This window comes from Paraburkholderia sp. 2C, from assembly GCF_054589215.1.
The window spans coordinates 1-608 of sequence record NZ_BAAILL010000022.1; the positions used below are offsets into that span (position 1 = coordinate 1).

Below are 608 nucleotides of genomic sequence, written 5' to 3' on the forward strand. Positions count from 1 at the left end.
TCCTGATAGACGTCGGATACGGCCGCCGCATACGGGTCCATCCCGCCTGGGCCGGAGAACACACGCTGATACAGCGAACCTTCCTGACCAACGGGCAGCGATGGCGTGACGCGCGGCTGCAGGATTGCATAGCCGTTAATCACGCGCTGCCCGTTTTCGCTGAATTGCGGCCGGTTCAGCGGATGCGCCATCTTGCCGATCAGGCGCAGCGCGGCATCGCGCGGCAGACGCGTGTCTGCATCGAGTGTGATGACGTAGCGCACCCCTGACGGCACCTGCGGTGCGCGCCCCGCGATCGGCACAAAATTCGTATCGGTCGCGCCACGCAGCAGCCGGTTGAGTTCGTGCAACTTGCCGCGTTTGCGTTCCCAGCCCATCCATTGGTTCTCGCTCGCGTTGTACACGCGACGGCGGTGCAGCAACAGGAAACGGCTACCGCCGGGACCCTGTCCGTGCCGGCGGTTCAGTGCGTCGATGGCGTCGACGGCGACGGCGAGCAGAGGCGCATCGCCGGGCAGCACTTCCTCATCAGCATCGAGCCCGTCAGCCAGCAACGCGAACGACAGGTCGCCGCTGCCGCCCGCGAGATGATGCACTTCAAGACGTTC

General features: G+C 65.3%; 1 protein-coding gene. It reads right to left on the minus strand.

The window, feature by feature from the left end:
- Positions 1-608 (minus strand): hypothetical protein (locus ACYPXD_RS05800; protein ID WP_459708484.1); only part of this gene is annotated, 608 nt, incomplete at both ends.